The sequence below is a fragment of the Flavobacterium sp. Root186 genome, from assembly GCF_001428525.1.
In the GTDB taxonomy this organism is placed as follows: domain Bacteria; phylum Bacteroidota; class Bacteroidia; order Flavobacteriales; family Flavobacteriaceae; genus Flavobacterium.
On the sequence record NZ_LMHW01000010.1, the window covers coordinates 1,123,406 to 1,148,448 of the forward strand.

At 33.9% G+C, this 25,043-nt stretch carries 25 protein-coding genes; 17 read left to right on the forward strand and 8 right to left on the reverse strand.

Annotated elements, in window-relative coordinates; all coding sequences use genetic code 11:
* The first annotated feature begins 29 nt into the window (after nucleotides 1-29).
* The 15 genes from ASD98_RS08730 (at nucleotide 30) to ASD98_RS08800 (ending at nucleotide 15,401) form a co-directional block, all read left to right on the forward strand.
* Nucleotides 30-1,112, forward strand: coding sequence for a hypothetical protein (locus tag ASD98_RS08730; protein ID WP_056202875.1), 1,083 nt, complete (start codon nucleotides 30-32; stop codon nucleotides 1,110-1,112).
* Entirely contained in the window at nucleotides 1,109-2,362 is a 1,254-nt protein-coding gene (locus tag ASD98_RS08735; RefSeq protein ID WP_056202878.1) for a glycosyltransferase family 4 protein, read from the forward strand. The genes ASD98_RS08730 and ASD98_RS08735 overlap by 4 nt, the downstream gene beginning before the upstream one ends.
* A gap of 4 nt (nucleotides 2,363-2,366) precedes the next feature.
* On the forward strand, nucleotides 2,367-3,659 hold the full coding sequence (locus ASD98_RS08740; protein WP_056202881.1) for a hypothetical protein: 1,293 nt from the start codon (nucleotides 2,367-2,369) through the stop codon (nucleotides 3,657-3,659).
* The gene (locus tag ASD98_RS08745; RefSeq protein ID WP_157849148.1) at nucleotides 3,656-4,825 is read left to right on the forward strand and encodes a glycosyltransferase family 1 protein; all 1,170 of its coding nucleotides are present in this window, start codon (nucleotides 3,656-3,658) and stop codon (nucleotides 4,823-4,825) included. Before ASD98_RS08740 ends, ASD98_RS08745 begins: the two co-directional genes overlap by 4 nt.
* Nucleotides 4,822-5,901: a glycosyltransferase gene (locus ASD98_RS08750; protein ID WP_056202887.1), complete on the forward strand. Its 1,080-nt coding sequence runs from the start codon at nucleotides 4,822-4,824 to the stop codon at nucleotides 5,899-5,901. The genes ASD98_RS08745 and ASD98_RS08750 overlap by 4 nt, the downstream gene beginning before the upstream one ends.
* Nucleotides 5,902-6,037: 136 nt before the next feature.
* Nucleotides 6,038-6,448 carry a putative colanic acid biosynthesis acetyltransferase gene (locus ASD98_RS08755; protein ID WP_242412093.1) on the forward strand — a complete coding sequence of 137 codons (411 nt, stop codon included), beginning with the start codon at nucleotides 6,038-6,040 and terminating at the stop codon, nucleotides 6,446-6,448.
* Nucleotides 6,441-7,262 carry a glycosyltransferase family 2 protein gene (locus tag ASD98_RS08760; RefSeq protein ID WP_082577815.1) on the forward strand — a complete coding sequence of 274 codons (822 nt, stop codon included), beginning with the start codon at nucleotides 6,441-6,443 and terminating at the stop codon, nucleotides 7,260-7,262. Before ASD98_RS08755 ends, ASD98_RS08760 begins: the two co-directional genes overlap by 8 nt.
* A 1-nt stretch (nucleotide 7,263) precedes the next feature.
* A complete protein-coding gene (locus ASD98_RS08765) occupies nucleotides 7,264-8,238 on the forward strand; it encodes a UDP-glucuronic acid decarboxylase family protein (RefSeq protein ID WP_199866278.1) in 975 nt (324 codons plus the stop codon).
* Nucleotides 8,239-8,392: 154 nt separating this feature from the next.
* Nucleotides 8,393-9,139, forward strand: coding sequence for a glycosyltransferase family 2 protein (locus ASD98_RS08770; protein WP_056202896.1), 747 nt, complete (start codon nucleotides 8,393-8,395; stop codon nucleotides 9,137-9,139).
* A 116-nt stretch (nucleotides 9,140-9,255) separates the two neighbouring features.
* Nucleotides 9,256-10,029 carry a polysaccharide biosynthesis/export family protein gene (locus ASD98_RS08775; protein WP_056202898.1) on the forward strand — a complete coding sequence of 258 codons (774 nt, stop codon included), beginning with the start codon at nucleotides 9,256-9,258 and terminating at the stop codon, nucleotides 10,027-10,029.
* A gap of 63 nt (nucleotides 10,030-10,092) precedes the next feature.
* Entirely contained in the window at nucleotides 10,093-12,432 is a 2,340-nt protein-coding gene (locus tag ASD98_RS08780; protein ID WP_056202901.1) for a polysaccharide biosynthesis tyrosine autokinase, read from the forward strand.
* Between the two features lie 75 nt (nucleotides 12,433-12,507).
* The gene (locus ASD98_RS08785; protein WP_056202904.1) at nucleotides 12,508-12,939 is read left to right on the forward strand and encodes a VanZ family protein; all 432 of its coding nucleotides are present in this window, start codon (nucleotides 12,508-12,510) and stop codon (nucleotides 12,937-12,939) included.
* Nucleotides 12,909-14,309 carry an exopolysaccharide biosynthesis polyprenyl glycosylphosphotransferase gene (locus ASD98_RS08790; RefSeq protein ID WP_082577816.1) on the forward strand — a complete coding sequence of 467 codons (1,401 nt, stop codon included), beginning with the start codon at nucleotides 12,909-12,911 and terminating at the stop codon, nucleotides 14,307-14,309. The genes ASD98_RS08785 and ASD98_RS08790 overlap by 31 nt, the downstream gene beginning before the upstream one ends.
* 18 nt (nucleotides 14,310-14,327) lie before the next feature.
* Nucleotides 14,328-14,531 carry a hypothetical protein gene (locus tag ASD98_RS08795; protein WP_056202910.1) on the forward strand — a complete coding sequence of 68 codons (204 nt, stop codon included), beginning with the start codon at nucleotides 14,328-14,330 and terminating at the stop codon, nucleotides 14,529-14,531.
* A gap of 417 nt (nucleotides 14,532-14,948) precedes the next feature.
* A complete protein-coding gene (locus ASD98_RS08800) occupies nucleotides 14,949-15,401 on the forward strand; it encodes a hypothetical protein (protein WP_056202912.1) in 453 nt (150 codons plus the stop codon).
* Between the two features lie 82 nt (nucleotides 15,402-15,483).
* On the opposite strand, the gene ASD98_RS08805 is transcribed toward ASD98_RS08800, so the two are convergent.
* Together ASD98_RS08805 and ASD98_RS08810 are read right to left on the reverse strand one after the other, a co-directional pair.
* Complete coding sequence (locus tag ASD98_RS08805; RefSeq protein WP_056202914.1) at nucleotides 15,484-16,926, reverse strand: hypothetical protein; 1,443 nt, start codon at nucleotides 16,924-16,926, stop codon at nucleotides 15,484-15,486.
* 79 nt (nucleotides 16,927-17,005) lie between these two features.
* Nucleotides 17,006-17,461 carry a hypothetical protein gene (locus ASD98_RS08810; protein WP_128414796.1) on the reverse strand — a complete coding sequence of 152 codons (456 nt, stop codon included), beginning with the start codon at nucleotides 17,459-17,461 and terminating at the stop codon, nucleotides 17,006-17,008.
* 276 nt (nucleotides 17,462-17,737) lie between these two features.
* Between ASD98_RS08810 and ASD98_RS08815 the strand changes: the two genes are divergently transcribed.
* Nucleotides 17,738-18,559 carry a phospholipase A gene (locus ASD98_RS08815; protein ID WP_056202919.1) on the forward strand — a complete coding sequence of 274 codons (822 nt, stop codon included), beginning with the start codon at nucleotides 17,738-17,740 and terminating at the stop codon, nucleotides 18,557-18,559.
* 13 nt (nucleotides 18,560-18,572) lie between these two features.
* Here ASD98_RS08815 and ASD98_RS08820 read toward each other — a convergent pair whose 3' ends face one another.
* Both ASD98_RS08820 and ASD98_RS08825 read right to left on the reverse strand, forming a co-directional pair.
* On the reverse strand, nucleotides 18,573-19,340 hold the full coding sequence (locus tag ASD98_RS08820; protein WP_056202921.1) for a ThuA domain-containing protein: 768 nt from the start codon (nucleotides 19,338-19,340) through the stop codon (nucleotides 18,573-18,575).
* A 31-nt stretch (nucleotides 19,341-19,371) separates the two neighbouring features.
* A complete protein-coding gene (locus ASD98_RS08825) occupies nucleotides 19,372-21,147 on the reverse strand; it encodes a glycoside hydrolase family 9 protein (RefSeq protein WP_056202926.1) in 1,776 nt (591 codons plus the stop codon).
* 295 nt (nucleotides 21,148-21,442) lie between these two features.
* On the opposite strand from ASD98_RS08825, the gene ASD98_RS08830 reads away from it, so the two are divergent.
* Nucleotides 21,443-22,546: a fatty acid desaturase gene (locus ASD98_RS08830; protein WP_056202929.1), complete on the forward strand. Its 1,104-nt coding sequence runs from the start codon at nucleotides 21,443-21,445 to the stop codon at nucleotides 22,544-22,546.
* Nucleotides 22,547-22,748: 202 nt separating this feature from the next.
* Here the strand turns inward: ASD98_RS08830 and ASD98_RS08835 are convergent, their stop codons facing one another.
* From ASD98_RS08835 to ASD98_RS08850, 4 genes are all read right to left on the reverse strand, one after another.
* Nucleotides 22,749-23,219: a DUF695 domain-containing protein gene (locus tag ASD98_RS08835; RefSeq protein ID WP_056202932.1), complete on the reverse strand. Its 471-nt coding sequence runs from the start codon at nucleotides 23,217-23,219 to the stop codon at nucleotides 22,749-22,751.
* Between the two features lie 77 nt (nucleotides 23,220-23,296).
* A complete protein-coding gene (locus ASD98_RS08840) occupies nucleotides 23,297-23,851 on the reverse strand; it encodes a hypothetical protein (RefSeq protein ID WP_056202935.1) in 555 nt (184 codons plus the stop codon).
* 103 nt (nucleotides 23,852-23,954) lie between these two features.
* Nucleotides 23,955-24,308, reverse strand: a complete 354-nt coding sequence (locus ASD98_RS08845; RefSeq protein ID WP_056202937.1) for a hypothetical protein — start codon at nucleotides 24,306-24,308, stop codon at nucleotides 23,955-23,957.
* Between the two features lie 146 nt (nucleotides 24,309-24,454).
* Complete coding sequence (locus ASD98_RS08850; RefSeq protein ID WP_056202940.1) at nucleotides 24,455-24,955, reverse strand: hypothetical protein; 501 nt, start codon at nucleotides 24,953-24,955, stop codon at nucleotides 24,455-24,457.
* Between the last annotated feature and the right edge of the window lie 88 nt (nucleotides 24,956-25,043).

Sequence of the window (25,043 nt, forward strand, 5' to 3'; positions counted from 1 at the left end):
CCTATAAAATTCAATAATTAAATCACGAAATGGAAATACTCTTCATTTGCGGCTCTGCAGAAATTGGTAACGATGGTGTAGGCGATTATACCCGCCGCTTATGTGGTAAACTTATAAAATCCGGCCACGATGCACAGATTTTGTCTTTATGCGATCATCAGGCTGTTTCTTTTACCAGTGAAAGTCAGGTTGTAGAAGAAACTGCTGTAATAGTACATAGAATTCCGGTTGCAGCACCTAACGATCAACGTTTAATTTGGCTGCAAAAAATCCTAAAAGATTTTGAACCAGATTGGATTTCGTTACAATACGTTCCCTACAGTTTCAACCCAAAAGGATTGCCTTTCTGGCTTCCTTCTTACTTAAAAAAAATTAGGGGAAATCATAAATGGCATATCATGTTTCATGAATTATGGCTGGGGATTGATATTGAATCTTCCATAAAACACAAATGGATTGGAAAATTGCAGCAGGTAATCGCCAAAAAAATAGTTCACAATACAAAAACACATTCCATAAATACCCAAAATAAACTATACCAGTTCTTTCTTCAATCTCAAAATATCAAAGCAGAAGTTTTACCCATTTGCGGTAATATACCGTTAACAGCAGAGAAAAAAGAACCAATAGAATTTGCTCAGTTTGTTTTGTTTGGCACGATTCATAACGGAGCTCCTTTTGAAGATTTTATTAAAGATTTAAGCAGTAATTCAGAGAAGTTTGAAAAACCTATAAAATTTGTTTTTATCGGTAAAAATGGCCCGGAGCTGATTAAATACACAGCCATCTTGGACAATTATAATATTAGTTATGAAATTCTTGGCGTACAACCAGAAAAAGTAATATCGCAGGTTTTGAGAGACAGCGATTTTGGAATTTCGACAACGCCCTATTTCCAAACAGAAAAAAGCGGTGTTTTTGCCGCTTATAAAGAACATCAAATCAATACGATTTGTGTTTCCCGCAATTGGACTCCAACAAAAGGACAATATATAATTCCGCAGATCATTAAATACGAAAAAAACAATCTGAATATAACGCCTCAAAACGTTGAGGTTTCGGACTTAAATGCTATTGCTGCGCAGTTTATTAATTCAATTTCTGCAGTATGAAGTTATTGGTGTCACATCCAACTTTAAATGCGAATTCAAAAAATCTGGTAACAGGTTTGCTGAAAGAGCAGCAACTTTTTAAATTGTTTACCTCAATTGCCATATTTCCCGGACAGTTATTATTTAAGCTTGGAAATAATCCAAAACTAAAAGATTTAAAAAGAAGAAGTTTAGATACAGCATGGCAGCCATACACACGATCAAAATCCTTTTTTGAGTTTGGACGTTTACTAACTTCAAAATTCAAATTAGATTTTTTAATAACACATGAAAAAGGCTTTTTTTGTATCGACAAAGTATATCAAAAACATGACAAATGGGTTGCTGATAATTTAGTTGAATTAAAAAAAGAAGGCCTTTTAGGAGTTTATGCGTATGAAGACGGAGCTTTATCTACGTTTAAAACAGCGAAACAATTAGGTCTTTACTGCATTTACGATTTACCAATTGGGTATTGGAAAAGCGCAAGGTTATTAATGCAGAAAGAATTTGACGTTAACCCCGCTTGGTCAAGTACACTTATAGGTTTCAATGATTCACAGGATAAACTGAATAAAAAAGATCAGGAATTAGCTTTGGCTAATGTAATTTTCGTTGCCAGCAGTTTTACCAAAAAAACATTGGAAGATTATAAAGGAAACCTGCCCGAAATAAAAGTAATCCCATACGGTTTTCCGGCAGTTACAAGAAAAAAATACTACGAGCCTCTTTTAGATCGAAAACTTAAAATTTTATTTATTGGAGGTTTATCGCAGCGAAAAGGAATATCTTATTTATTTGATGCAGTCGAAAAAATGCAGGATAAAGTTGAGTTGACAATTGTGGGACATAAAGCAGTATCAAATTGTGATGCGTTAAATCAAGCCTTAGAAAAACACAACTGGATTCCGTCATTATCTCACGATCAGGTTTTAGATTGTATGTACGAACATGACGTATTTGTCTTTCCTTCCCTTTTTGAAGGTTTTGGCCTCGTAATTACCGAAGCAATGTCGCAGGGAATACCGGTTATTACAACCAATCGTACAGCAGGTCCGGATTTGATAGAACACGGAAAAGACGGATGGATTGTTCCCGCCGGATCTTCAAAAGCCATAAAAGAAGTGATTACTCAAATACTCGAAAAACCGGAAATATTAGAACAATTTGGATTTGCCGCTCAAAACAAAGCACAAACCAGACCGTGGTCAGTTTATGGAAAAGAAATGGCGGATGCACTTTCTTCATTAAAAGATTTTGTAAACAATTAGAAAAATGGACACCCCAAAAGAACAAGATTTAGAACAATCTTATAAAACCTTAAAAATAGCCATTTGGCTGTATTTTTTACTGTGGGTTTTTGAAGGCGCTCTCCGCAAATGGATTCTGCCAAGTCTGGCCACACCGCTATTGATTGTGCGTGATCCAATTGCTATTTTCATCATCATAAGAGCTTTTTATTTAGATGTAAAATTTATAAATGGCTACGTAGTTTTAAGCGCCATTTTTACATTATTAGGTTTAGCCATTACGCTCACTTTCGGACACGGAAATCTTTTTGTAGGCCTTTATGGAGCAAGAATTATGCTGATTCATTTTCCGTTGATTTTTATTATCGGAGCTGTTTTTAAGAAAGAAGATGTTCTTAAAATGGGACGTGTCATGCTGGCTATCAATATTTTAATGACCCTGATTATTTATCTCCAATTTACAAGTCCGCAGACTGCTTATATTAATACCGGTTTAGGCGGAGAAGGAAGCGCGGGTTTTGATGGCGCAATGGGCTATTTCAGACCATCTGGAACTTTTTCATTTACAACAGGATTATCGGCGTACTATATTTTGGTTTCTGTATTTGTATTTTATTTTTGGCTTTCAAAAGAAGCCTGTTCTAAAATTCTGCTTATTTCCAGCACTGTCGCCTTAATAATTGCTTTACCGTTAACTGTGAGCAGAACAGCCGTATTAGGTGTTTTATTAGTTGGCTTTTTTGCATTTGCAGGATCTGCAACCAGTATAAAATCAGTAATAAGGTTAATCTCTACAGTTATAGTCATTCTTATTCTGTTTACGGTTTTACAAAAAACAACCTCCATTTTTAATTTAGGCACTCAGGTTTTTATGAGCCGTGTGGATACTGCAAAAGGCCAGGAAGGGGGATCTATTGTTATGAGAACCATAAACGGATTTACAGAACCTATCACGACATTATTAAAAGCCCCTTTATTTGAAGGGAATTTAGGAATGGGAACCAATGCTGGAGCACAGCTGTTAACAGGCCAAAGAAAATTTTTAGTTTCAGAAGGTGAATTAAATCGCGTTGGCGGCGAGCAGGGACTTATTTTAGGAGGCGGCCTTGTCGTTTTGAGATTAGTTTTAGCATTTGGACTTTTTTACAGTTCTATAAAATTACCCGGAAATTATAAACTGCTTCCCCTAACATTTTGCGGAACAGCCTTATTTTTAATCACTCAAGGGCAATGGGCTCAGCCAAGTATGCTGGGCTGCGCCGTGATTGCTGCGGGTTTATTACTGGCCGGTATAAACATCAATTTGAAAACTGTATGATGAAAATTGTCCTTTTTACGCATCCTTCCTTTACAGGTCATCAAAGTATGCCGCGCTATGCTAATATGCTGCTGAACGGAATGAAAGAAAGAGGACACGAAGTAGCAGTCTGGAGCCCTAAAGCAAGATTTTATAAACTACCCATAATGAAATCCTTTAAAAAATGGCTGGGCTATTTGGATCAGTATTTTGTATTTCCATTAGAAGTAAAACTAAAATTACGCAATTCCTCAAAAGATACCCTTTTTGTGTTTGCAGATCAGGCACTTGGTCCGTGGGTTCCGCTGGTAAAAAACAGAAAACATGTTGTGCATTGCCATGATTTTTTAGCTTTAAAATCGGCATTGGGAATGATACCGGAAAATCCGGCATCATTTACTGGAAAGCTGTATCAAATTTATATCAGAAAAGGTTTTTCAAAAGGGAAAAATTTTATTTCAATTTCAAAAAAAACCCGACAAGATTTACACCAACTGCATTTGGGAGAAATTGCAAATTCAAAAGTATGTTATAATGGTTTGAGCCGTCCTTTTTTTTCCCTGCCAAGAGAATCCTCGCGAGATTTATTAGAAACAAAGTTCAATATACTTTTATCCCAGGGTTATATCATGCACATTGGCGGCAATCAATATTATAAAAATCGTCAGGGTGTTTTGGAGATTTACGAAACCTGGAGAAAGTTATACAATACAAAAATCCCCTTGGTTTTGATTGGCGAAAAACCATCAGAAGAATTAACTATCCTGTATAAGAAATCACCTTTTAAAGGCGATATTCATTTCATCACAAATCTATCAGATGAACATGTTAATAATGCTTATTCCGGAGCAATTTGTTTATTGTTTCCGTCATTAGATGAAGGTTTTGGCTGGCCTATTATTGAAGCAATGGCTTCTGGATGTCCGGTAATTACGACCAATAAACCTCCAATGAACGAAGTAGGCGGAATGGCCGCTTTTTATATCGATAAAAAACCAGCAGATCCTGCACAGTGGCAGCAATGGAAAGAGGAAGGCGCAAAAACAATCGAAAAAGTGTTGAAATTAAGCAGACTTCAGCAAACTGAAACGACTGAAAGATCTTTTACCCAGTCGCAAAAATTTACTACAGAATATTTCCTTGATGCTGTCGAAGTTATTTACAAAGAAATTAATCAAATTGTATGAAAGTAATCCATTTTATTGCGGGAATTGATAAGGGCGGCGGCGGAACTACAGAATATATGCGATTATTAAGCACGGCTTTATCAAAACATATGGAAATAGTGGTGGCAACAAAAAAAACAGCTCATCCTATAGATATTCCGGGTATTAGAATTAAATTTTTTGAAGGCGGTATTTTGAGATGGTTTGATATGCTTGAAGAGTTTAGAATCTTTTTACTGGCAGAAAAACCGGATATCGTTCATATCAATGGTATTTGGAGTCCGCAAAACTGGGGTTTTCAAAAAATAGCTCAGGAAGAAGGCATTAAAGTAATCCTGTCTCCACACGGAATGTTAGAACCCTGGATAATGGCTCACAATCCCTGGAAGAAAAGAATAGGATTGTTTTTATATCAAAAAAAAGCCATTCAAAGAGTTACATTTTTACACACAACTGCCGAAATGGAAGCACTAAATATTCAGTATTTAGGATTTAAACCTCCCATTTCCATAATTCCGAATGGTATTGATTTGAACGATATTAAAGGGATTAAAGAACATTTCGGAACAAAAAAAATGGTATTTATATCCAGAATTCATCCTAAAAAAGGAATTGAATTGCTGCTAGAAGCCTGGCGCCATTGCAATACTAACGGATGGCTGCTTGAAATTGCAGGAAATGGCGATGAAAATTATATAACACATTTAAGTAGAAGTGCTAAAGACCTAAAAAATGTAAATTTTGTAGGAGCAAAATATGGTAATGATAAATGGGACTTTTTACGATCTGCCGATGTAATGGTACTGCCAACACATAGTGAAAATTTCGGGATCGTAGTAGCAGAAGCTCTGGCATTAGGAGTTCCTGTAATAACAACACAAGACACACCTTGGGAAGATTTAGAAATACACGAATGCGGCTGGTGGATAAGTTTATCTGTTTCAAATCTCGAAAAAATCATTACGCAGGTACTTAATACCGCTGCTGATGAACTGCAAAATATGGGCAGAAAAGGAAGAAAACTTGTAGCAGAAAAATATGAAATTAAAGCTGTTGCAAATCAAATGAACGACTTGTATAAAAAAATACTTAATTAATACGATTTTGGATTTATCTACTTATAGTCATTCTTTTAGCTTAAAAAACAAAATTTCAAGATTGATCTGGAATTTTGTACGACTAATTTTCTTTCGCCCGTTTGCCTCCCGGTTATTTAAAACATGGAGAGTTTTGGTGCTAAAATGTTTTGGTGCAAAAATAGAATGGTCGGCACATGTGTATGCTTCAGTAAAAGTATGGGCTCCGTGGAATTTAGAATTGGGCAAAAATTCCAGTTTAGGGCCTCAGGTCGATTGTTATAATCAGGGGAAAATAAGCATTGGTGATAATACCATAATATCACAAAAAGCGTATTTATGTGCCTCTACTCATGATTATACTAAAAAAGATTTTCCTTTAATATTAAAACCAATCACAATAGGAAACGGCGTATGGATTGCTGCCGATGCTTTTATTGCACCCGGCGTATCGGTAGAAAATTATTCTGTTGTAGCCGCCCGTTCAGTAGTTATTAAAGATGTTGAGGAAAATTCTATAGTAGGAGGAAATCCTTCCAAATTAATAAAATTTAGAAGCTTTGAATAAAATTCCAATTTCCGTAATCGTTTCTGTCAAAAACGAAGCTCAAAATTTACCCTCTTGTATGGATAAATTAAAGCGATTTTCCCAAATAATTGTTGTGGATTCAGGCAGTACTGATGATACCATAATTATTGCAAAAGCCATGGGAGCCGAAGTACTGCAATTTCAATGGAATGGTAAATTCCCTAAAAAACGAAATTGGGCACTGCAGAATGCAAATCTTCTCAACGAATGGATTTTGTTTCTCGATGCCGATGAATTTGTTACCGACGAATTTGTCAACGAAATAGAACATAAAATTCAAGATCCCGTATATAACGGTTTCACGATACGTTTTGAAAACTATTTTATGGGAAGAAAACTCAAGTATGGATATGGGTTTCAAAAATCGGCACTTTTTAAGAAATCAAAAGGGGCTTACGAAAAAATCGACGAGGACTTATGGAGCCATTTAGATATGGAAGTACATGAACATCCCATAATCGAAGGCAAAGTAGGCATTATCAAAGCAAAAGTTGTGCATAAAGATTTTAAAAATCTGGAGCATTATATAGACAAACACAATGCTTATTCTAGTTGGGAAGCCCAGAGATATTTACAAATTAAGAAATCTGAGAACACGCTGTTATCCTTAAATCAAAAAATTAAATACGGACTTCTTAATACAGGATTACTTCCTGCGGTTTATTTTTTTGGAGCTTACTTTTTAAAGCTGGGCTTTTTAGATGGAAAAGAAGGATTTTATCTGGCACGTTTTAAGTCACATTACTTTTTTCAAATTCAAACAAAAATTGATTTAATCAAAAACAAGAATTAATATGAAAAGAATATTGATAACGGGAGGAGCCGGATTTGTAGGTTCACATTTATGTAAAAGATTATTGAACGAAGGAAACGAAGTAATCTGTCTGGACAATTACTTTACCGGAACCAAATCGAATATTATTGATTTAATTGATAACCCGTATTTTGAAATGGTGCGTCACGACATAACAGAACCTTATTATGCTGAGGTAGATGAGATTTACAATCTGGCTTGTCCGGCATCTCCGGTACATTATCAATACAATCCGATAAAGACCATAAAAACGTCTGTTATGGGAGCAATTAATGTGTTGGGATTAGCAAAACGCGTCAAAGCCAAAGTGCTGCAGGCCAGCACGAGTGAAGTATACGGTGATCCTCTTGTACATCCTCAAACCGAAAGCTATTGGGGGCACGTAAACCCAATAGGGATTCGCTCTTGTTATGATGAAGGAAAACGCTGCGCCGAGACTTTATTTATGGATTATCATAATCAAAATAAAGTTGCGATTAAAATCATCAGAATTTTTAATACTTATGGGCCAAATATGAATCCGGCAGACGGAAGGGTTGTTTCTAATTTTATTGTTCAGGCTTTGCAGGGAAAAGATATTACCATTTTTGGAGACGGTTTACAAACCCGTTCGTTTCAATATGTTGATGATTTAGTCGAAGGCATGATTAGAATGATGGCTTCAGATCGTGATTTTTTAGGTCCGGTAAATCTAGGAAACCCAAATGAATTTACAATGCTTGAACTAGCTGAGGCAATTATTGAATTGACAGGATCAACATCAAAAATCATTCATCTTGGTTTACCGCAGGATGATCCCAAACAAAGACAGCCGGATATTTCTCTGGCTTATAATAAGCTAAATGGCTGGGAACCGAAAATACAATTACGTGAAGGTTTGGTTTCTACCATCAGTTATTTTGACCAATTATTGCTAAATCAGGCAAAGCCTTCGTTTTCACAATTTCCTTATTAAGGAAACTAATGCAGGGATTTTTAAGTTAAAACTTTAGTTTTTAAGGGTTTTAACGACAATTGAGGCGGTTCATCGAGAACTTTTTTTAATAGAAATCTTTTGTTTTAGTTTTATATGGAAATTATGTAACATTTTTATTTTAAAATATAATTATATGAAAATTACCATAATTACAGTGTGTTACAATCGTAAAGGCACAATTGAAAAAGCAATCCAAAGTGTGCTTTCACAAAATTACCATGATATCGAATATATCATTATTGATGGTAATTCTAAAGACGGAACACAAGAGATTATAGAATCTTATACAGATAGAATCTCCAAATATATTTCAGAACCTGATAAAGGGATGTACGATGCGATAAACAAAGGGTTTCAATTAGCGACTGGAGATGTAATTGGTTTAATGCATTCTGATGATGAATTTTATGATAGAAAAGCGATTTCAAGAATTGCGGCTCGTTTTGAATACGACTCCAATATAGAGGGCGTTTACGGCGACGGAATTTATGTTTCAAATGATAAAGAAGAACGTTTGATCCGCGATAGAATAGGAGGCGTTTTTAGCCTTAAAAGAGTAAAAAAAGGCTGGCTGCCGCTGCACCCAACGGTTTATTTAAAGAAAGCTGTAATTGATAAACATGGCTTATACAATCTTGATTTTAAAATAGCATCAGATACCGAGTTTTTGCTTCGCTATTTGTACAAGCACAAAATTAATATGAGTTACATCGATGCCTATATCGTGAAAATGAGGATGGGAGGCATGAGTACCAGTTTAAAACGTGCTTTTGAAGTTTTATACGAAGATTATAAGATTTATAAATTTCATGGATTGGCCGCAATATTGGTTGTCTTTCTTAAAAAAAGTATCGCTTTGAGGCAGTATATAGTTCATTAATAAAAGGATAAATATTGATTCATCAGTATTTTTTTCATCATTGTGAATATACGTCTAAAGCGGGTTTTATTTCAATAGAATTTAGAGTAATTAAAAAAATACTAAAACACACTACGATGAACATGAAGAAAAATTTACTTCCGATATTTTTATTGCTTTTATTGATGCTTCAGTCTTGTACCACAAAAAAAGAAATGCTGTATTTACAAGATTTAGACAGCTATGCCAATTCAAATTTAATTTATACGTCGACAAAAATACAGCCCAACGATATTTTAAAAATTGAAGTGGGAGATATTAATCCTGTGGTAGCAGCACCTTTTAATATTAATGTGGGAACAACCGGCGGACAAACATCAGTAGAAATGATGAAGTTAGCTGGTTATTTAGTTACCCCACAGGGAAATATCACGATGCCTATTTTAAATGAAGTTAAGGTGGGCGGTTTAACGCCGGCCAATGCAGAGATCAAAATAAAAGAGCGTTTGATTAATGAAGGCTATTTAGTAAATCCTACCGTTCAGGTTAGAGTACTCAATAATAAATTTACCATTTTGGGTGAAGTAAATTCGCCAGGCGTAATACCTTTTAGCGAAGAATCTATCAGCCTTCTCGATGCCATAGGACTGGCAAAAGACTTAACCTATTCAGCAGTTCGAAAAGATGTAAAATTGATTAGAGAAGTAGACGGAAAACGTTTAGTTTTTCATGTTGACCTGACTACAGCTTCCTGGATGAATAATCCAAATTACAGAATCAGGCAGAATGATGTTATTGTTGTAGAACCCAATAAACTAAAAGCAAATAGCGGTGGTTTAATCAAAGATCCAATACAAGTATTGGGTATAACAGCTTCCCTTTTAGCGGTCGTTTTACTTATTGCCCAGTAATATAGTAAAGAACAGCTTGAAATTATGTGTTATGAATACTGTTGTATAATTAATTGAATAATTATGGATTTTAAAAAAGAATTTTTAAAGTATCTCAAATATTGGCCCTGGTTCCTGCTTAGCTTAATTTTATGCGTAGGTGCTGCATTCATTTTTATCAAAGTAGTGCCGCCAACTTATCAAACTTCGGCTTTGATCTTTCTGGATAAAAAACAAGAAGATAAAACGAAAATAATAACCATTAGCACAGATCAAAAAAGTAACGAAGATAATTTAGATGATGAAATCAGATTGATTACATCTAATGAATTTTTGCTGGGTGTAGTTAAGAATTTGAATTTAAATGTAAGTTATTTTGAAAAAGTATATGCAATACAAAATAAGTATATAAACGAAGTTCCCTTTATTTTAAAACTTACGGTTGCCAAAGATTCGCTGCCGCAAGTTTCGTATGAAATTAAAATAGATAAAGCCGGATTTGTTATCACCAATCCAGATACGGAAAAAATTTATCGAATTAAAGGATACGATGGAGATCAGGAAATAAAAGATCTTCCGTTTAAAATTAAATTAGCGGCGAAGGCAAAGAAAAATCCATCCTATTATTTCGAAAGTGAATATAAAGTAAGTCTTGAACCAACAGATATTGCATTAAAGAATTTGAAGTCATCGCTAATCGTTCTATCCGATGAAAAATCAAAAGGAACAATAGAATTAAATCATATTGGCTCAAGTCCCGTACATTCAAGAAAAATATTAAATGAAATTATCGTTCTACTGGATAAAAGCATTGTGATCAACAAACAGAAAACGTTTACCAATACCGTTACTTATTTAAATCAAAGGATAAAAAGTTTCACCAGAGAAAAAGATTCTATAGAAAGTGTAAAAGAAAGATACCTTCAAAACAATGAAATAGGAGTGATGGACAATTATATTGCCGAAAAAACGGCCGATAGAAGCCAGAAAAATGAAAGTTCCTTACTCAACGAGAAACAAATTTCACTTACCAATTATGCCATTAACGATATCAGAAAAAGAGATGCCGGCCAGACTTTAGGTACCAATTATAATTTAGAATCGTCTATCGTCAATCAAATGCTGTTAAATTATAATACAAAGCTCATGGATAGTGAATTAATCCTGCAGAGAGCACAAAAAAATAATCCGGCCTATATTACTTTAATGACGCAGTTAAGAGTTTCAAAACAAGAAATATTGAATTCTTTAGAAGGATATTTAAACTTTTTAAATCAAACTAATATCGCTAATAAATCGGAAGAAACTATTGCCGCTTCAAAAATTAAAAACATACCTACACAAGATAAAATATTGGGTAATATCAATAGCAATCTTAGTATGAAAGAAGAAACCTATGTAGCCTTATTGCAAAAAAGAGAAGAAGCTGTTTTGAACGGTGCAATTTTAGAGTCAAATTTAAAAACCTTAAATGCACCCGAAACGAATTATTCGGCAATTTTTCCACAGCCTAAATCCTTTATGCTTGGCGCATTTTTATTTGGTTTACTGCTTCCTTTCGGAATAATATACGTTCGTTTATATCTGGATACCAAAATACATAACGAAGAAGATATTCAAAAAGTAATTACCAATATTCCTATTCTGGGACATATTCCTAAAATAAATACCAATGAAAAGTTAGAAAACACCGCTACTTCTCATTCTTTAATAGCAGAGGCAACCCGTACTTTGGTTTCAAACGTACGCTACTTGCTGCACAAAAAAAAGGAAGACAAAGGAAACATAATACTGTTTACTTCGTGTATTCAGGGAGAAGGAAAGTCCTTTTGTGCCTTTCATAATGCTGTAACCATTAGTAATCTTAATAAAAAAGTATTACTAATTGGTGTCGATTTAAGAAATCCTCAATTGCATGAATATTTTAATATCGATAAAAACGTATTAGGTCTCACCAATTATCTGGCTAATAAAAATGATGACTGGAAAGGATTTGTGCAAAAAGACACTAATTATTCTAAAAACCTTGATATTCTGCTCGCTGGTGAAGTTCCTCCAAATCCCTCCCAATTAATAACCAATTCTAATTTTGAAGGATTAATTGAAGAAGCAAAAGATCTATATGATTTTATAATATTAGATACGGCTCCGGTACAAATAGTATCAGATACACTCAATTTCAGTCATTTGGCCGATGTTACCGTATTTGTTGTAAAATACGATTATACAGATAAGAGCAATTTAGTTCATGTAAATAATTTTATTAAAAAAGACCAATTAAAAAATGTTGGTATTCTTATTAATGCAGTAAATATGAAAACTGCATACGGATATGGATATGGCCTCAATTATGGTTATCAGTATCAGGAAACAAAAATAAAGAGACCGTGGTACAAAAGAAATCTTGGAATAAAAGAAGCCTAAGTTTATGTTTTTCTCTGCCGCAAATTCATCTCAAACAATAAAAAAAACATTTACTAAAAAATTAAATATTGAAAAATGTTTCAAAAAATAGTTCTGCTGATATTGCTTTTAGCTATTGGCGTTGTTTTTTATTTTTCCTGGCTGCCTGACCCTAGCTTAAGAACCGAAAGTTATTTACCAAGATGGCTTTTAAACTGGAGTAATCATTATTATAATCTGCGTACTGCTGTTCCTTTTTTAGCCGTTGGATTTCTGTTAGAAGCATATATACAGCAAAAGAATTCAAATGAAATAAACCAAAGCAAAAATTTAAATTTTATACAAAACATAGGCATAGCAGCAATAATTGTTTGTATAGCCGAAGGAGGGCAGTTTATAGTTCAAAAAAGAAACCCCGATATAATGGATGTTTTTTATGGAATTATAGGAAGTGCAGCAGGAGGATTGTTTTACAATTTATTCAAAAAATTAAAAAAATGCGAAACAGACATAAATTTACCTTCATAATTTGCTGTGCATTTGCAGACATGATTGCTATGATACTTGGTACTATAGTGTTTCTGAATTTTGCAAATGAAGAAAAGATTGGCTGGAATGCTTTGTTTCTGGATAAAATGATTCCTATTACAATTTTGAGCTGGTTATTCTCGGTAACTTATTTTCAATTGTATAGAATAGATGTTCTTTTTAGTTTAGAATACTTTTTCCGCAATAGCTGGCGTGCTTTTTTTACACAAAGAATCTTGTGGCATAGTTATATTTTTATTTTTCAGGATAACGTTATTTACTTTTTTGGAAGCCGGGCCAATTTATTTCAATTGAGTTTTTTGCTGTTCTATTTCTTGCTGTCCAGAATTTTGTTTACGCTGATTATTGGAGAAATTAAAGGATGGGTTTTTAAACAATATACAGTTGCCATATGGGGATTTAATAAAACGAGTATCGAATTAGCCTCTCATCTGGAAGACAATTCTTTTTTTATTCATTTTGTGGGTATTATTAATGAAAATGCGGCTGCAGATTATAAAAGCAATGAAGAATTTAGCGATGCTCTTTCTGAAGCTATTCATAACGCATCCAGAGAAAATATTAATGAACTGTACATTGTATCGAAGCCGGATTTTATTTCAGATTTAAATTATTTTTTCGAACTGGGTGATAAATACTGTATGCGTTTGAAATTTGTCCCTGATTTTTCATCCATTTCAAAGAAGCATTTTAACTCCAGCCATTTAAATAATTTTCATGTCATTAAGCCTCGTTTTGAGCCGTTACAAAATGCCTATAATCGATTGATTAAAAGAATATTTGATATTGTTTTTAGTCTCATGGTTATTATTCTCATCATGTCGTGGCTCTATCCTTTATTAGCCATTCTTATTAAAAGGCAGAGCAAAGGGCCTGTTTTATTTAGACAAATGCGAACAGGCAAAAAAAATGAACCCTTTTGGTGTTATAAGTTTCGAAGCATGTATATGAATGCTGGCGACGAAAGCCAGCAGGCAAGAAAAGGAGATTCGCGAGTTACGCCAATTGGAAAATTTCTACGAAGGACAAGTTTAGATGAAATGCCTCAGTTTTTTAATGTTTTGATGGGAAATATGAGCATTGTTGGGCCACGCCCTCATATGATTAAGCATACATCAGATTACAATTGCCATATTAATAATTTTATGGTTCGTCATTTTGTCAAACCAGGAATTACAGGACTGGCTCAGGTTTCCGGACTTAGGGGAGAAACCAAAAGAGTAGTCGACATGAAACGCCGCGTTACCACAGATATACAATACCTGCAGCGCTGGAGTTTAATTACCGATATTAAGATTTGCTTATTAACCGTTATTGTGACTCTGAAAGGAGATAAAAATGCTTTTTAAATTTAAAAAATAGAAATTATGGATATTACTAATTACTTTATTGGTGTACTCACTGGAGTTTCAGTGACAACCTTTTTTATTGGAAAAGAATGGTATAGATATTATACCAAATACACGATTCAGCAAAAACAACTGGACCGGGTTTTAAAATTGAACGATAAAATAAAAAAGCTAAAAAGCTTAAGTACCGCAGAAACTCCCAACCTTAACGCAGGTATTTAAGATTTTTTCTAATTTACAATTGAACTCAAACAACTTACTTACCGTTTAAAAAGAAACCAACAAGCCAGTTACTTTTTCATAAAGTAAAACCGCAGCGTTGATTTTTTTGATTCTTTACTATATTTATACCAAGAACCACCTACAAATAAACTGCACTCAAAAGTTTACACGATTTATAACCAAATAAGATAAAAATGAGCTCGATATTGTATTGGGCTCATTTCCTTTTAGATTTATCTTAATTCTTGTTGTTGTACTACCTTTAGACACTCTTTAATTTCTTGTTTAAATATCTTATATCTTTAAATTTCATGATATAAAAAAGCTCTGATTTTATATTCCAAAAGAAATTTTCTATCACTATATTATTAAAATATAATTTATTTATAAGAAAAGTTAAATGCTAATTCTTAAGAGATGATCAGAAAAAAAAGAGTTTTAATTAGGGACAATAAGGGGATTTTTTTAAAAATGTTTAAAAGAAAATTTAAAAATGACTTTGAATTTTCTGAAGACTCTTTTTTATTGAAAAACGAGAATAAATCAAACCATTACGATTATTCCGTATTTGTAATCTATGAGTATTCGGAACTCGTAGAGTTTTTCAAATTAGAAAGTATAAAAGCAAATTTTATGGTTTGCTTATTTAGTAAACACCTTTACAATAGTATGTCGTTAATAGGCGAAATCAAAGGTTTGTTTTTAATAGATGCCTCAAAAACCAAAATAGAGGTTTTGCAGGATTTAAAGTTCTCTTTTAAGAAATCCTCCAGCCTCATTCCAAAATTACCGGATAAGAAATTTGTAATATCAAATATGATAGAAAAACAGCTCGAAATACTGCAGAGAGCCCTGTATTTTATGATGTAAATAAAACCACTAAAAGCTAAAAACCATCCGCATACGCAGATGGTTTTTTATTTTTTCTAACAACAATTTTTAACTAATTATTTTACGCTTCGCCATTTGCTATTGCAGTAAGTGCCGAAATAGAAGGCAGAAGTAAATAAGCCGTTCCACGGGTTACTACAAATTGAGGCAAAGGCCCATCAATAACGATATTGTTTCCGCCGTCCATAGGAATCGTAAAATTAGGATCAATATTACCGCCCGGTTCAGCCGCAATACGATTAGCAACTAAAGGATCTTGCGGTGTATTTTCTGCAGGATCAAAAACATCACTAAAGTTATTCAGGTTAATCCAGCTGTAAAGCGTTTCAAACTGACTGCTTATATCTCCACAAAGAAATAAACCAATCAATCCGCGGTCTGCTTCAGGATCAAGTGAAAAAGGCGGGCCATAAGGCATTCCTCGTCTTATAATACGCGGAACCGTATCTGAACCTGCAGCATCAACTCCTTCATCACGTGGGTTTGCTACTCTGGTATGCGCAGAAAACGGACATTTAAGCCCTTGCATATCATCTTTTAAATACCCAAAATCGGTAGCTTTAGAAGTATCGTGTTCAGGTTTGTCTGGCGAAAGTACCAGCGGAGAACCATTTCTCCATCTTCCGCACATTTTCGCCGCAAGCCATTCTTCTGCATATTCCTTAGTGTTTTTAATTTGCGGTGCTATCGATTCTGCCTGTGTATCAAGAAAGTTATTAAATGCTTCAACATCCTGATAAAGAATTCGAAGCGCATTATAACAGCCGTTTTTAGCAAATGCAGCTTCAGGGCCGGAAAGAGGACCCGGAATAGGATTTGGAAGCGTACTGTAACCTATCAAAAAGTTGTTGAGGTCTTGCTGGTCATTGCCCGCTGGATTTTCATTCAAATTAGGCTCATCAATCGAATCTCGATAACTAAAATGAATATAATCTGACGGGACTAACAAATATTGCTCTAATCTCCCGCTTTCAGACTTTAATGGTTTTAACTCCGTAACCATTCCGTTACTTTTCAGGGCAGCATCATTTACAATGCCCACGATTTTTTCCTGTGCAGTTGGGTTCATGGCATAAACATGCACAACACAATGTATATCATCATTGCAAAACTTTTGATTCCACCATTCACTAGGATCACCACCCTTAATACCCACATCTCCCAGTGATAACTGCGCACTATTTATATCCCAGGGCCCCGTTTTAAATGTAGAAGGAAAACTGGAGTTTGGAACATCAAGATCTGGTTTTACAATACCAATTCCGTTAGCACTAAGACCAATATTCAGCATGATTTCCGGCTTTAAGGCGCCCCAGTCTTCTGCACTTTGCAGATACGGAAGTAAATCCTTAAAAAATTCCTGAATATATTTCAAATTAGAAGCGTTCTGATCGAATTTAAAAAGCATATGTACAGAACACGGATGCGTATAACCATTTATAATAAGCCCTTGTATATCGCTTAATTCTGGTGTTGCAGCTTGAGGCGTTTGTGTATAATTCATAAGATTAAGTTTTTGATTAAAGAAAAAAACAGCCGAATCAAATGACACAGCTGTTAGTATTTATACTTTTTCTTATTTCTTATTTTTTAGAAAATTTTGCTACAATTTGCTTTACCGATTGTGGATAAGCATAATAAAGATCTTTAACCTGGCTTACATTACGCTCGTTAATGAAATTTGAGAAAATTGTATACGTAATATCTTTAGGGTCAGTTGGGAAATCTGCAGGTTTGTTAGCCCAAAGACTAATAACACCAAGGAACGCAGCCTTAATAGTAGGCGAGTTATTGTAAAAAGCCTCTAAGTAAGAATTCATATTTCCGTCAAATTCTGTAATAACTAAAATTCCGGCGATACCTTTTCCGTTAGTATTAGGAACAAGAGCAATTCTTGCATAATGCACAATTGCCATTTTATCTAAAGCAGCTTTAGTCAAAGGATTATTAAAATTTTGATAAGCTGCCTGTGCTGTTGCCTGTGCTTCATCAGTTTGATAAATAGGAACATACATGGTTAATGGATTCACGGTTTGCATAATAGATTTGTTTTTGGATTTTGCTTACTCTTTTGTCCCGTTTTCGGCATCGCGGGTAATTTAGGTGATTGTTTACAGCCGAAAGTACTTGAGATATGAGCGCTATTTTGAAAAAATGACACCAAACGGAAATTATTAGTCATAAAAGAGTCTTTATGCAGGATATTTTTATTATTAAGTTTATTGGGTTAACTCTTGTTTTTATTGCGTTAATGCCATTCCCTTAAGCAGTGTACATTTAATTATTAAAAATGTGCCTCAATTTAAATTCTAAGAATGTACTCGAAATACCTATTCCTTTGGTTGATTTTATTTTCAATTAAAACAAATTCACAAATTGTAGAAGAAAAAAAGAATTTCCGCGCCGCAGATTCATTATTAAAAGAATCCAGTTTTTCTGTTCACAGAGACAATTATTTTTTAACCGGCGTGCCAATAAATGAGGCTATTACACGCAATTCTGCCGACGTAAAATATCAAATAAGTTTTAAATTGAGATTGACTTCTAAACCTTGGGTAGGCGGTTTTTTCCCTTATTTAATGTATACCCAAAAAGCATTTTGGGATATCTATGCAAGTTCAAAACCATTTTCAGAAATTAATTTTAATCCCGGCGTTGCTGTCGTTCGCCCTTTTTATTTAAAAGGCGGAAGGCTTACTTACGGGACAATTTCCTTGGAACACGAATCAAACGGGAGAGATTCTATTTATTCCAGAACCTGGAACATGCTTGCCTTTTCGTTAAAATCGCAGGTTTCTCCTCGATGGACAGTCGGAATCAGAGGATGGATTCCGCTTGTTGATAAAGAAGATAATCCTGAATTGACCAAATATGTAGGTTACGGTGAAGCCAGCGCAACCTATCAAATTCAACCCGGACGCTGGAGTGCCGATATTCTGTTTAGAAAAGGCAGCGGACTTATTAATTACGGATCTTTGCAGACGCAGGTAAACTGGAAACCATTTAAACATGAAAATTATTATCTCACGCTTCAATGGTTTGTAGGTTACACAGAAAGTTTAATCGATTATCAGGAACACAAAAGTATGCTGCGTTTAGGATTTACGATTAAACCTGAAAATATGGGAATTTTTTAAATTGATACAATTATCATTTTTTACTCGCTGCCCAAAAAACAGCATTTCTTAAAAGAGTAGTGTAAGCCTCATTTTCAAACAATTCAGGAGAATGTCCCATGAAAATATAAACATTTCGAGATTTAAAATGATCGTTTGTCCAGACAACAGGATGATCGCCCATTTTTATCTCTGAATTAGGTTCATAAGTAGATTCATCTACAGAGGCTAATACGTGAACATTTGGTCGAGGACTTTTATTATAAGTATACCATTCTTCTTTTTTAATCAAAAACTCAGGTGAAATTCCTTTGGTTACAGGATGAGATTTATCTTCAATATTCACCTTCGCATTCGCAAAAGTAGCAATATAATTTTCAAAACGTATTCCTCCCATAAAATCAGAAAACCATTTCCACATTGGGTAACCGTCAAATTCGCCTAATAAAGCAGCGTGATGTAAACCAACCCATCCGCCTTTGCCATCGTTCATGTATTTTTCAAATGCTTTCATAGATTCTTCGCTCCAGGTATATGGAGGATAATCCAGCTGAATAAAAACTTTGTATTGTTTTAAAAAAGCATCGTTAATTTTTGCAGTGTTTTCAATATAATCAATAGTAAAACTGCTGTCAGCTGCCAGTTTGTTCAGCCAGGGTTTTGCTGCTTTAGAAAATGCTAAATGATGCCCGCCGTTTTCATACAAAACCAAAGCTTTAAACTTTGGTTTTTTTGATTTCTGAGCGGTACAATCTACCTGAAAAACAAAGATAGCCATGAATAAGATTAGAAAATTTTTCATCTAATAAGGGAAGTTTTCATTATCTAAAATTTTACTTTTCTGCCAAAGCAGTAATGGCTTGTAAAAACCAAGCAGAATGTGGAATCCATTGTTCTGTCCAGCGCCATTCGTCATTGCCGTCAACATCCATTTTAAAATCGATTCCGGAGCCGTCTGGATTTCCTTCTTTACCCGTAATTCCATTAGAAATACCGCCTTTCTCAGAACCGTGACCGTAATTAGAATGCATATAGGGCACATTGGTTTCTCCAAATTCATATAAAAAACATACGGAATACGGATTGCAGCCTAATATCCATGATAATTGCTGCGAAGCATATAAATCAAGCGGCTTTTTTTCAGTCCCGTTGTTCTGCACAGAAACTACTTTTCCGCCTTCAATTGCTGCTGTGGCCAGCGATGCTAATCTGGCATTTTCACCCTGCCACCACCAGCCGGTTTCATTATCATGCGGAATAAAAAAGCCATCTTGTACTTTGTCCTTAAACGAGAAACTTTGACGTGCATAACCAAACGGATTTTCTACATTATTGGTAACGGCTAAATTATATTCTAATGCTTTTTTGATAACATTTTTTGCATTCTTTATTTCGTTGCTGTCGTTTTCTTTTTTCAAATAGCGGGTCAGCGATACTATTGGTAAACCTGCATCTGCGGCATGCCAAAACGGACGATTGCCATCATTGCTTCTAAACCAGCCTTGATCTGTCATTCGGTTTTCGAGATTGTGAGCCCATTTTCTGGCTTCGTCTTTATAGAACTTATGATTTGTAGCAATCCATAATTCAGTTGCCGCCATTAAAGCACAATAATCATCAATAATATTTTCTTTTCCGTCATCGTCATATTTAGTGTTATTTACTAAAAGATGAGCATAAGCACGTTTTGCACCGTCTAAATATTGCTGGGAGGTAAAATCACCGCTTTTCTTCCATTGCGAAATTCGGGCAAGTGCAGCAATTGCCATTCCTCCGCCTTCGCGGAAAGCACTTTGATATTCGTCTGTAGTAACACTGTTGGCTTTAAGTCCCACAATTCTTCTGGCTGCAGGATTTTTATCAAAATAACTGAAAACGATCATGTAGAAATAATCCTGATCAGATAAACAGCGCATCATATAATCTGCTCCCCAAATGGCTTCGTTATCTAAGGAATCTTTTATTTTCCATTGCGAGAGCTGTTTCGGAATGGTTTCGGATGTATTAATAAGCGACCACGTTACTAAAGGCGTCTGCTGCGGAGATACAAAATTAGCATATGCCAAATGCGAAAAATATTTACTCACATCGCCAGAAGCATCACACCATCCGCCGCGAACATCGGCTGTTTTTGTACTGCCGTATAAGATTATATTTTTGTCGGCTTCGAGTTCTTCGGGAGTATTGGCTCTTTGTTTGTTGTAATAGTGAACTATGGATGAAATTACTCGTTTTGCCAATATATTTTCTTCAATAGAAAAACTGGCCGAAGTATAAATTTGATCTGCAATTTTAAAAGTGATTTTATAAGTTCCGGGTTTTTGAAAAGACGAAAAATCAGCCTTATAAAATTTTTCACCGAGTTTCCAGTCGTCCACATTTTGTGGTTTAGCAATTAATGCGGTAAATACTGTTTTATGCGTTTGAGTATCAACAACATCAAAAGATGCATTTTCACTAAGATTACTGGGATATGCTATAATGGCTATTTTTGGACTTTTGGGATCAAAACCAACCTGATTTACATAGATAATAGGTTTACTGTAAGCCATAACAGAAAGAAACAGCACTATTATGAGATATCTAAATTGCTGACGGAGTTTTAGCATAGTTTATTTTTTATAAAGCAAATTACAAAAAAGTGAAAATTTATACTGCTTTTCTGTTCTTCTAAATTTCATTAAAAAATCAAAAATAACTATAGGAACTTATTTTTACAGCGATTGTAAGTAAAATCAAGATAAAAATGATGTGTATTTGATGTGCTTTTATTACAAACAATAAACTCACATATAATTTCTCATTGAAAAGTTTCGATTATTTATTGTGTTGGTAATGTTTTGAAATTGTGAGTTTTAACTTTTTTTATTAAATTTGATATGACAATTTCTAGCAATAGTGATTATGGAAAAATTAAAACGCCCGGTTTATCTTAAAGCTGGTACTGATGATTTTTTTAGAAAAATGCGCAACGAAGTCACCGAAACTGTTTTGCAAAATTCATCATTGTACCTTTTAAATGTTATAAAGTCTTTAGGTCTTTTGTTTTTGTTTTTTTTATTTTATGGCGGTATTTTGTTTTTTGGAAACAGTACGCCTTTACTTTTCCTTTTTTATATTTTGTGCGGTTTTACGATGATTGTACTTTTTATAAATGCCTTTCATGATGCTGCACACGGAGCTTTATTTAAAAAAGCAAAACACAACGAATGGTTTTTATATGTTTTAGAACTTTTTGGAAGCAATCATTGGTTATGGATGCGCAGACACATCAACCTGCATCATGCTTATCCAAACGTTCCCGATTGGGACATTGATATCAAGCAAAGTGACATCATTCGGATTTTTCCAAATACGCAAGTACTTAAATATCATAAATACCAGCACATTTATATGTGGTTTATTTATCCATTTTATAGTTTAAACTGGATTTACATTCGGGATTTTAAAGATTTTTTTGGAACGAAAAACAATTTCGTAAAAAAGATTGTCGATACTATTCCTCGAAAGCAGATATTTATATTATTTACAGCAAAAATTATAAATCTGTTTTATATTCTTTTTATCCCGATGATTTTGCTCGATCAGCCGTGGTATTTAGTATTGGCAGGATGGTTTGCCATGCATTTATTCGGAAGTGTTTTGGGAGTTGTAGCACTGGTTTCTACCCATGTAGATGAAGATGCTAATTTTCCCGGAACTGACGAAGAGGGAAATCTATCTGCAACCTGGGCTTTACATCAAATGATTGTAACTAAAGATTTTAGTACCAATAGCAAACTGGCTAATTTTTTATACGGAGGTTTTACACATCATGTAGCGCATCATCTTTTTCCGGGTGTTGGACATACTTACTATCCATATATTACCCCCATAATAATAAAATACGCCGAAGAATATGATCTTCCTTATACGTCATATCCTTTTTATCATGCCGTACGTTCGCATTTTAGGATGTTAAAAAACAAAGGAGTTAAAGAAAATATTTTAATGACAGGGGAGATTTAAAATTCGAATTCCTCCCGTGGTCGACTATAAAAAAAAAGCCTGCAAAGTGTATATTTTGCAGGCTTTTTTATGGTTCGAAAATCCTTTCTTGATTTTTTACTTTTTATAAAGTCTCACTGTTTGTAAGTGATTTTGGTTCGAATTCCATCAAGGATTTTATTTTTTTCGGAATCAATTATGTAGTTAATATCATTTGTTTTATTTAGAATGATTTGTACGTTTCCCAATTTTCATCTTTTCTGTTATAGCTGGTTAATTCGTATTTTGGATATTTAGCCTTTAATTTTTCTAATCTCGAATTAAATTTTTCGACGTTTTTTGTATATAAAACAAACTCTCTAAATCCTGAAGTTGTAATTATAGTAGCAACAATTGAATTCAAATCATTTTCATACGTTTCAAAAATATCGTCTTCTAAGTCATTCAATTCTGGCTCGTTTCCAATATTTGGTAGTCCATTTTCATCGGGAAATAATAATTTGAATGCAATTCCACAGCTAATAGAATAGTTGCTATTCCCCGCTATTTTATCAAGCCCTGCATTTTTTCGAATCAACATTTGATTTCCGTTGTTTTTACCACTTAAAACACTCCAGCTTTCAGGAATTTCTGTTATTATCTCGTTAGAATTGTTTACTGTTTTTTTACCAAATATTTTGTCAAATATTCCCATTTCTTTATTTTTTGTTTTTCTGTTTTTTTCTTCTCTTTTCTGTACAATGACGCCAAACGGCTGTTACGGTAGTGTCATTAGTCAACGATATTTTTATAATTCTGCTCTCCTAATTTTCCAAATCGATAATAAGTTCTAAGTTCATCTGAAAACATTCGTATATTTTCTGTTTTAGTCTGAAGAAAAAAATATTTTTTATATTCCCCATCTTTTTTATATATCTCGATATAATTTTTAACGCCATTTGATTTTTTACGTTCCCAAGCTATTGTATTTCCATTAAATTTTCCGTGAAAATAATCACTTAAAATGCTTACTTTTTCAATTTCATAAATTGTATAAACATCAAGATTACAAGTAATTTTTTCGGAATCTATAATCAAGTTGCCACTATATTCTCCATTTGTGGTTTCGCATATAAAAGAGTTACTTATCATAAAATATAGAGAATATAGAAAAGCAATGATTACAAAAACAAATCCAAGTAATTCCAGATTCTCTTCATTTGAAGGAAATTTAGATTTCGTTGAATAGATTAAAAATGTAATAGACCACAAAATTAATAGACTTAGTAAACGCTTATCAACCTTAAATGAATTGTTTGGAGTATATATTCTGAGTTTCTTTTCCATTAGGATTTGTAAAATTCCAACTAGGCTTTTAAGTTATGAATAGTTCTAGTTTTCCGAGGTATTACCGCTAACGTTATTGTAGTTGTTAATAAATGTTTTTATTTTAGTGCCAATCATTTCCACAAAAACGACATTGTTTAGCTTTCGGTGTTCTTGCTATTTTTTCGCATTTTGGACATAAATTCAATTCCAATTCGTTTCCGTGCTCATTAAAAATTCGGATTGCTGTATTCTTGATAAATTCAGAATATCCATTTTCTAATAATTTCAATACTTCATTGTCCGTTGTTAAAAATCTTTTCTTTACTTCATCAATTTTCGGATGGGTATTGTCTGGATATTTTCCGAATTTAACAGCTCCAAAATTATGGTCTATTGCTTTTCGTTCCGTTTCAGAGTAATATTTCCAAAAGTATTGAAAAATATAATCAATTAATTCAGGGTAAAGTTCTTTCACAGTGTTTTCTAAAATGTTTGCTAAGGTTCTGGTACTACAGCGGGTTTGAGGCTAAATTAAACCCATTTCTTCGGATTTGCCAAATCATTCCAAATACAAAACCAACTTTCTATTGAGCCTATTGCTCAAATCTGTTGTAGTAGTTGTTAGATTCTTGCTTCTTCGATTTGTTTGAATATCTCAGCAAAAATTAAATCTTCATTTGGTTCAATATTATATTCAGTTTTAATTTTTGCAATTGTTTCTTCCTCTTCCAAATCAAATTCGAGTACACTACTATAATCTGAAATAAAACAACTATAATAACTTATTCCAATTATTTTTTCAAAAAAATCGACTGCAATTGATTCGTATTTATCTATTTCAGTTGTGTCACTAAATTGAATTGGTGTTTTTTTTCCAGGCCTCGGGATTTCGACATTATTTGATTTATAGTCTTCCAATTGTTTTTTTAGATTGGCTATTGCAAGTTTTTTAGATTCTCCATGAGATACAAAAAGCGACCAATTCGTAAAACTTGCTCCAAATTTTAGTTCCTCCTGTTCGGAGTTTGGATTTTCCCAAATTTCTAAAGGATAATCTTCAAATTCCCAATTGTCTTTTCGGAACGATAAGATATATTTATAAAGTGCTTTTATCTGTTTCATATGTTGCTTGCGCCTAACGTTCAGGTACGACAGCGATTTTGGGACTAAATTAAGCCCATTCTTCGGATTTGCCAAATCTCCCAAATAC

Coding starts and splice junctions, on each gene's coding strand:
- ASD98_RS08730 (WP_056202875.1), top strand. CDS start 30: ATGGAAATACTCTTCATTTGCGGCTCTGCAGAAATTGGTAACGATGGT.
- ASD98_RS08735 (WP_056202878.1), top strand. CDS start 1,109: ATGAAGTTATTGGTGTCACATCCAACTTTAAATGCGAATTCAAAAAAT.
- ASD98_RS08740 (WP_056202881.1), top strand. CDS start 2,367: ATGGACACCCCAAAAGAACAAGATTTAGAACAATCTTATAAAACCTTA.
- ASD98_RS08745 (WP_157849148.1), top strand. CDS start 3,656: ATGATGAAAATTGTCCTTTTTACGCATCCTTCCTTTACAGGTCATCAA.
- ASD98_RS08750 (WP_056202887.1), top strand. CDS start 4,822: ATGAAAGTAATCCATTTTATTGCGGGAATTGATAAGGGCGGCGGCGGA.
- ASD98_RS08765 (WP_199866278.1), top strand. CDS start 7,264: ATGAAAAGAATATTGATAACGGGAGGAGCCGGATTTGTAGGTTCACAT.
- ASD98_RS08770 (WP_056202896.1), top strand. CDS start 8,393: ATGAAAATTACCATAATTACAGTGTGTTACAATCGTAAAGGCACAATT.
- ASD98_RS08775 (WP_056202898.1), top strand. CDS start 9,256: ATGAACATGAAGAAAAATTTACTTCCGATATTTTTATTGCTTTTATTG.
- ASD98_RS08780 (WP_056202901.1), top strand. CDS start 10,093: ATGGATTTTAAAAAAGAATTTTTAAAGTATCTCAAATATTGGCCCTGG.
- ASD98_RS08785 (WP_056202904.1), top strand. CDS start 12,508: ATGTTTCAAAAAATAGTTCTGCTGATATTGCTTTTAGCTATTGGCGTT.
- ASD98_RS08790 (WP_082577816.1), top strand. CDS start 12,909: ATGCGAAACAGACATAAATTTACCTTCATAATTTGCTGTGCATTTGCA.
- ASD98_RS08795 (WP_056202910.1), top strand. CDS start 14,328: ATGGATATTACTAATTACTTTATTGGTGTACTCACTGGAGTTTCAGTG.
- ASD98_RS08800 (WP_056202912.1), top strand. CDS start 14,949: ATGATCAGAAAAAAAAGAGTTTTAATTAGGGACAATAAGGGGATTTTT.
- ASD98_RS08805 (WP_056202914.1), bottom strand. CDS start 16,926: ATGAATTATACACAAACGCCTCAAGCTGCAACACCAGAATTAAGCGAT.
- ASD98_RS08810 (WP_128414796.1), bottom strand. CDS start 17,461: ATGCAAACCGTGAATCCATTAACCATGTATGTTCCTATTTATCAAACT.
- ASD98_RS08815 (WP_056202919.1), top strand. CDS start 17,738: ATGTACTCGAAATACCTATTCCTTTGGTTGATTTTATTTTCAATTAAA.
- ASD98_RS08820 (WP_056202921.1), bottom strand. CDS start 19,340: ATGAAAAATTTTCTAATCTTATTCATGGCTATCTTTGTTTTTCAGGTA.
- ASD98_RS08825 (WP_056202926.1), bottom strand. CDS start 21,147: ATGCTAAAACTCCGTCAGCAATTTAGATATCTCATAATAGTGCTGTTT.
- ASD98_RS08830 (WP_056202929.1), top strand. CDS start 21,443: ATGGAAAAATTAAAACGCCCGGTTTATCTTAAAGCTGGTACTGATGAT.
- ASD98_RS08835 (WP_056202932.1), bottom strand. CDS start 23,219: ATGGGAATATTTGACAAAATATTTGGTAAAAAAACAGTAAACAATTCT.
- ASD98_RS08840 (WP_056202935.1), bottom strand. CDS start 23,851: ATGGAAAAGAAACTCAGAATATATACTCCAAACAATTCATTTAAGGTT.
- ASD98_RS08850 (WP_056202940.1), bottom strand. CDS start 24,955: ATGAAACAGATAAAAGCACTTTATAAATATATCTTATCGTTCCGAAAA.